The 5,392-nt window shown below is 59.2% G+C and carries 6 protein-coding genes and 1 pseudogene; 6 read left to right on the forward strand and 1 reads right to left on the reverse strand.

Going from position 1 to position 5,392, the window contains the following annotated elements; genetic code table 11:
• Positions 1 to 132 precede the first annotated feature (132 nt).
• Positions 133 to 432, forward strand: a complete 300-nt coding sequence (locus HMPREF2757_RS11255) for a hypothetical protein (RefSeq protein WP_070576903.1) — start codon at positions 133 to 135, stop codon at positions 430 to 432.
• A gap of 554 nt (positions 433 to 986) precedes the next feature.
• Here HMPREF2757_RS11255 and HMPREF2757_RS11795 read toward each other — a convergent pair.
• A complete protein-coding gene (locus HMPREF2757_RS11795) occupies positions 987 to 1,565 on the reverse strand; it encodes a hypothetical protein (RefSeq protein WP_141750270.1) in 579 nt (192 codons plus the stop codon).
• A gap of 142 nt (positions 1,566 to 1,707) precedes the next feature.
• Between HMPREF2757_RS11795 and HMPREF2757_RS11800 the strand changes: the two genes are divergently transcribed.
• From HMPREF2757_RS11800 to HMPREF2757_RS11280, 5 genes and pseudogenes are all read left to right on the forward strand, one after another.
• Positions 1,708 to 2,100: a hypothetical protein gene (locus tag HMPREF2757_RS11800; protein ID WP_141750271.1), complete on the forward strand. Its 393-nt coding sequence runs from the start codon at positions 1,708 to 1,710 to the stop codon at positions 2,098 to 2,100.
• Positions 2,101 to 2,260: 160 nt separating this feature from the next.
• Positions 2,261 to 2,557, forward strand: a complete 297-nt coding sequence (locus HMPREF2757_RS11265) for a hypothetical protein (protein ID WP_151952240.1) — start codon at positions 2,261 to 2,263, stop codon at positions 2,555 to 2,557.
• 22 nt (positions 2,558 to 2,579) lie between these two features.
• On the forward strand, positions 2,580 to 2,834 hold the full coding sequence (locus tag HMPREF2757_RS11270; protein WP_070576912.1) for a hypothetical protein: 255 nt from the start codon (positions 2,580 to 2,582) through the stop codon (positions 2,832 to 2,834).
• A 359-nt stretch (positions 2,835 to 3,193) separates the two neighbouring features.
• Entirely contained in the window at positions 3,194 to 4,306 is a 1,113-nt protein-coding gene (locus tag HMPREF2757_RS11275) for an FAD-dependent monooxygenase (RefSeq protein ID WP_070576914.1), read from the forward strand.
• 306 nt (positions 4,307 to 4,612) lie between these two features.
• A pseudogene (locus HMPREF2757_RS11280) lies at positions 4,613 to 5,392 on the forward strand (IS1249 family transposase); the annotation flags it as partial.

The following is a 5,392-nucleotide window of genomic DNA, read 5'->3' on the forward strand; positions in this document are numbered from 1 at the left end:
ACAGGGGCGTAATAGAAGCGGAACTAAACCCAGGCCGCTTCAGTTGCCACGCAGCCTTTCGCAAAACGTCCACCCTCGAAGACTGGATGCCAGGGAGACATCGACTACCCTCATATTTCCAGGAGCAAGGGAGTGACTTACACCATCAATACGCATGTAATCGGAAGGTGCAAAGTCACTCCATCCGCGCATAGCGTCGAAGGAAAGCTCTACCGCCTCCGGTGGTTTGGCCAAGAGCATCTCAAGAGCGGAAAGCGATCGGGAGCAAAGAAGTACCACCAGGTTAATCTCAACAAAAAGTGCAAGAAAAACTCGAAGTATGTCTACCGCGCGACTGGCCGATTCTTCTCGAAGGTCGGCAAGAAGACGCTCGCAGTCAGCTACTATAATCAGACGCCCAAGAAAGAGACATGCGTCAAGGGTGGAAAATAGACTCCGCTTAATAGTTCTTTCATCGATAGTCGCCCTCTTGGCCGGCTGTTCCAGCAACTCTGCGGGCAATGTTGAGAATCAAGACAGTGACGGCTACGAGGTCGTCGAACGATCACGTGCCGCCCAGTCTCCTTACCAGCTATCGCTCCCGGGCAGTTCAATTCAACCTGCTCTGATTTCTACTTCATGGCCTGACACTTCTGACTACCCTGAATCGTCACCGTTGCCAAAGAAGGCGACCTGGCCTGACCTCAGCCAAGCGAAGAACCAAAATTCTTCAGTGGTTGATTTGTTGCTACAGGGGCCCTCTGCGCCGATGGAAGCAACAATCGCACGGTATGCGCAGGTGGACAGTTCCGGAATCCCCCTGGGCGACCCTACAGTTGAAACATGCACGGTCGGGTCGACGGATCCCCTTTCGTCATGCTCAATCGATCAGACGTTAGGGCAGTCGGAAACCTCGTCCGTCCACATAGCTGCAGCGAATCCGGAAGATCGCTATTTTGCGTTTCAGGCGACCTGGGTTGTTGATACCCACGATGGCCCGGAGGACCTTATGCTTGCTTGGGGTTTTCAGGTAATTCAGTGATTGCAAGAACTGGCCAGTGGACGCAGTCCCTATTGGCCACATAGTCATTTACAGTAGATTCACTGTATCTAATTTTAGTTTTTGCTGGATTTGCGCTAGACGAGACGAACTTACCGTAAACGACACGGTAGAGTTTCCCGTCGTCGAGCACAAAATGCACGGTACTGCCTTGATTTAAGGAGTCCAAGTCGTCGGAGCGCTTCCATTCGACACGTATCCTCGTTGCGTTCACGCCCGCTAGTATGAAGGCTTGCTGAATCCTGCCAGGAGGGAGTGCCAGTATGGTCGGACAGTCCGAGGGGGCTCCAGCAGACGCCACAACCACGGATTCTGGGGGCAGACTGAACTCCGGTAGAGATGTGCTAAGCCCGTCGACCTGGGATCCGGGTCCGGCGCCAGGAAATGCATGAACACTCGTGCCATCGGGGCTATGGAGAACAGCCGCTACCCAGGCGATTTCTCCTTCTGCTGTAATGACCACATCGGAATCAGAGAGCTCCGCAAGTGGTGTCGTTGCGGCGTCTGGTGGAACGGTGTGGGTCACTTTGAGTCCTCACAAATAGGCGCGCCGACATTAATCCATTCTACCCAGTTTACGGAGGATGCGTACTTCATTGGGCTCGGGCTTTCGTGCAGGGGCGGGTTCAGAGACGGTCCATGACTGATACTGGCACAGGGAGGGATTCGTGAAGCGCAGTACACGTCGCCGTTCGATCCTTCGTGTCATTATCGCTGCGGGAGCGGCGTGTGCTGTTCTCGCAGTGTTAGGCATCGCGGCGGTTGCCTTCGTTCCCTCGTTCTTCGTCCAGGATGCTGTCTACGACAACGTTCCGTCGAGAGCATCCTGTGCGGACGCCCCGTCAACTGAGACCGTAGAGCGAGTCATCGGCGACTTCCCTGAAATCGGCGATGCAGACCCGAATCTGGTTGATCGATGTGATGGCGCGATCATTGAAATACAGGTTGCCGACCATGGCACCCGCGAGGATGTCGAAGACTATCTGAAGACGAATGGGAAGTATGGGACGACAACCGGTTGGTGGTGGCGATCGGTCCCCATCGCGATCCGCAATGTATGAGTTCCTGGCAATCCGCCGCCTTGTGGCCGTCAGCGTACTTGCAGGAGTGGGGGCGGTGGCGTATCTCGTCCGATCCGGACGCTTCGACTATGCAGCGCACTTCCTCGCTGGGGCCGGTGGCACACTGATCCTGATCGCTGCGACGAATGCACTCTGGCCAATGCTGAGCGGCCGAAGGCCGTCAGCATTCACCGACGCCGCACCGGCCATCGCGGCCGCCACCCTCATCTCTATCGGTTTCGGCCTGGTTGCCGAGTTCACGGTCTTCGCAGCACCGGTCGCTGACATCGTCGACATCGTGCACCAGTCGCTCGGGGCGATCCTTGTCGGCATGGCCTGCATGCTCCTGGCCTGCAACCGCAGATCGTGGATCGCTGCCTTGGTCAGCGACGGAATCACGGCTGGGCTGGGCCTGGTGATGATCGTGATAGGAGCAGTACTTGTCGGAATCATCTGAGAGCGAAGGCAAGGAACGGCGCATGCGAATGCTGAACCTGACAGTGCTGGGGCTGGTCGGCGCTGTCCTCATCGTCGTCGGGGTTGCCGTATCGTGGCAGCGCACGCTGATTCCCGCCGCCCTTGACGGCACGGTCCGGAACATCGTGACCTTTGAGGGTAACCTCAGAATCTCGAAGAATGTGAGTCGGAAAGAAGCGCGCGAGGCCACGCTTCTGTTTTCCACGGGCGGTCCCTGCCGTTTGTTCTTAAGGGGGGCATGGTCGGCAGCGTACTGAACAGCACAAGTGGTGATTAACACCACCTCGGGCGACTGCCTGCCGGGGTTAAACGACAAAAAGTGTGTCCGGAATTGCTGATTTCCGGGGCGTAACCTCGCGGTTTCAGGAAAATATATGCTCCGGGAGCATATATCCGGGCCTCGGACGTGAGGTCCGCGCAGGGGCTAGCACTGTGTGCTATGAGCGGCGTGGTGTGGTGGCGCAATGCCAAAGAATCAACGCCGCTGCTACTGCGGCGGTGAAATGAAACGCAACGGCACTACCAGCATCGGCATCCAAAAAGGCCAAATCTAACCCCCACGACACGCCGAGCCAGACACACTTTTGACCCTTAACCCCCACTAGGCTCGTAGCCCATGAGGATAGGCATCATCGGCGCTGGCATCTCCGGTCTCACGCTGGGGGCGGCGCTGCACCGCAGCGGCATAGACGTGCAGGTTTACGAAGAGCATGCGCAGATCCGCAGCGGCGGCGCCGGCATCACGCTTGCGCCGAACGGGCTCGCCGTCCTCGACGCCCTAGGTATAGGCGCAGACTTCCGCGCGCTGCAGCTGCAACAAGCACCGCTACAAGGCGGGATCCGGAATCCGCAGGGAGACTGGCTTACGCGCATCTCCCCGGAAATCACGCACGCCTCGCTCGCGCTCGACCGCACCACGCTCCACTCGCTCCTCCTCGTCGGCCTCCCAAGCTCGCGCGTCCACACGTCCGCTGCGGCTGTGGGCGTCGACGCCAGCACCGGCGCGGTCACCTTTGCCGACGGCCGCGAAGAGTGCTTCGACGTTGTGGTGGGCGCGGACGGGATCCGCAGCGCGGTACGCGCCACCTGCTTCGACGATCCCGGCATGACCTACGCAGGCTACAACACGTGGCGCGCAATCACCGAAGGGGTACCGCTTGATGCCGGGTTCGAGACCTGGGGTACTCGTGCCCGCTTCGGGGCTGTCCCGCTTCACGACGGCCGCACCTACTGGTTCGCCGTCACCTCCGCACCAGAAGCCCAGCCTGGAACCCAAGCGCTCCACCAGCTACACGCGACCTTCGCGCAGTGGCACGACCCCATCCCCAAACTGCTGCGCGCCACCCCGGAGCACTCAGTGCAGTACCTTCCCATCCACGAGTTGGCGAAACCGCTCGCGAGCTACCACAGCGACAAGGTCGTGCTGGTTGGGGATGCGGCGCACGCCATGACGCCAAACCTCGGGCAGGGCGCGTGTCAGGGTCTGGAAGACGCTGCAGTCCTCGCCCGGCTGCTGCGCGCAGGCAGTACGGACTTTTCTGCCTACGACACACACCGGCGCCGCCGCAGCCAACAGGTTGCTCGCCAATCCCGGCTGATCGGACGGGCATTACATACCGGCGGCGACCGGGTGACGGCCGCGCGAAACTGGATCCTCAAGCACGTGCCCGATGCGGTAATCAACAGGCAGGTACAAGCGGTGACTGCGTGGGCAGTGCCGGAGATGTGACCGGGGCGCCTCCAAACGGAACGGCACCGCGCGAGCAGCGAGGCCCTCGTGTTGCCGCGGGCCGTGAAAATGTACGCATCGAAGAAGGGGCGTTTCCCCGTTCCCCCCCCAGGTCGCCAAATGGTCATATGTGGAATTTTTCACGGGTTAAGGGTCAAAAAGTGTGTCCGGAATTGCTGATTTCCGGGGCGCAACCTCGCGGTTTCAGGAAAATATATGCTCAGGGAGCATATATCTGGCTTCCAGCCGCGAAATCCACGGAGTGGCTACCGCGATGTGCTATGTACCGCGTGGTGTGGTGGCGCATTGCCAAAGAATCAACCACGCTGCTACTGCGGCGGTGAAATGAAACGCAACGGCACCACCAGCAAAGGCACCACGAGATGACGATGCAAACAATGCGGCGCATCCAGCGTGAAGCACCGCGGCGACATCACCAGCACTGCGGTGTTTGCTCAGTTCATCGAGCATTGCACCACCGCAACCTCACTGGAAGTCCTCGCAAAACGCAACGGCGTCAGCCACGCCACTATGAAGCGACGCTTCAAGTGGTGCTGGCTCGTTGACGTGCCTGACCCCACCGTTGGCCATGACAAGCGAGTCTATGACCAGGTGTTTCTAGATGGCTCCTACACCGCCGGGGGCTGTTTAATCATCGCTGCCACCATCGACCACGTCATCGCGTGGCACCGATGCAGACATGAAACCACCCACGACTACCAACGCCTGCTCGAACGAATCGAAGCGCCACTCATCGCCGTGATCGACGGCAGCCAAGGAGCTTTTAGCGCGATCAAGAAGTGCTGGCCGACCACGAGAATCCAACGCTGCCTCGTCCACGCCCAACGAGTCGTGCGGCGCTACACCACCTCACGCCCGCGCACAGATGCCGGGCGCACGATCTACCAGCTTGCGCTGAAACTGACCCGGATCACCACCCTGGATGAAGCAGCACAGTGGGGCGCGCAACTACATGAATTCTTCACCATCTACCAAGCCTGGATGAACGAGAAAACCACGGTCAAAGACCCCAAAACTGGTGCATGGACTCACATTGAAGTGCCCCGGGTTTTGTTCCTAGGCGTT

The organism is Brevibacterium sp. HMSC063G07, from assembly GCF_001810665.1.
In the GTDB taxonomy this organism is placed as follows: Bacteria; Actinomycetota; Actinomycetes; order Actinomycetales; family Brevibacteriaceae; genus Brevibacterium.

Coding starts and splice junctions, on each gene's coding strand:
- HMPREF2757_RS11265 (WP_151952240.1), top strand. CDS start 2,261: ATGCTGAGCGGCCGAAGGCCGTCAGCATTCACCGACGCCGCACCGGCC.
- HMPREF2757_RS11270 (WP_070576912.1), top strand. CDS start 2,580: ATGCGAATGCTGAACCTGACAGTGCTGGGGCTGGTCGGCGCTGTCCTC.
- HMPREF2757_RS11275 (WP_070576914.1), top strand. CDS start 3,194: ATGAGGATAGGCATCATCGGCGCTGGCATCTCCGGTCTCACGCTGGGG.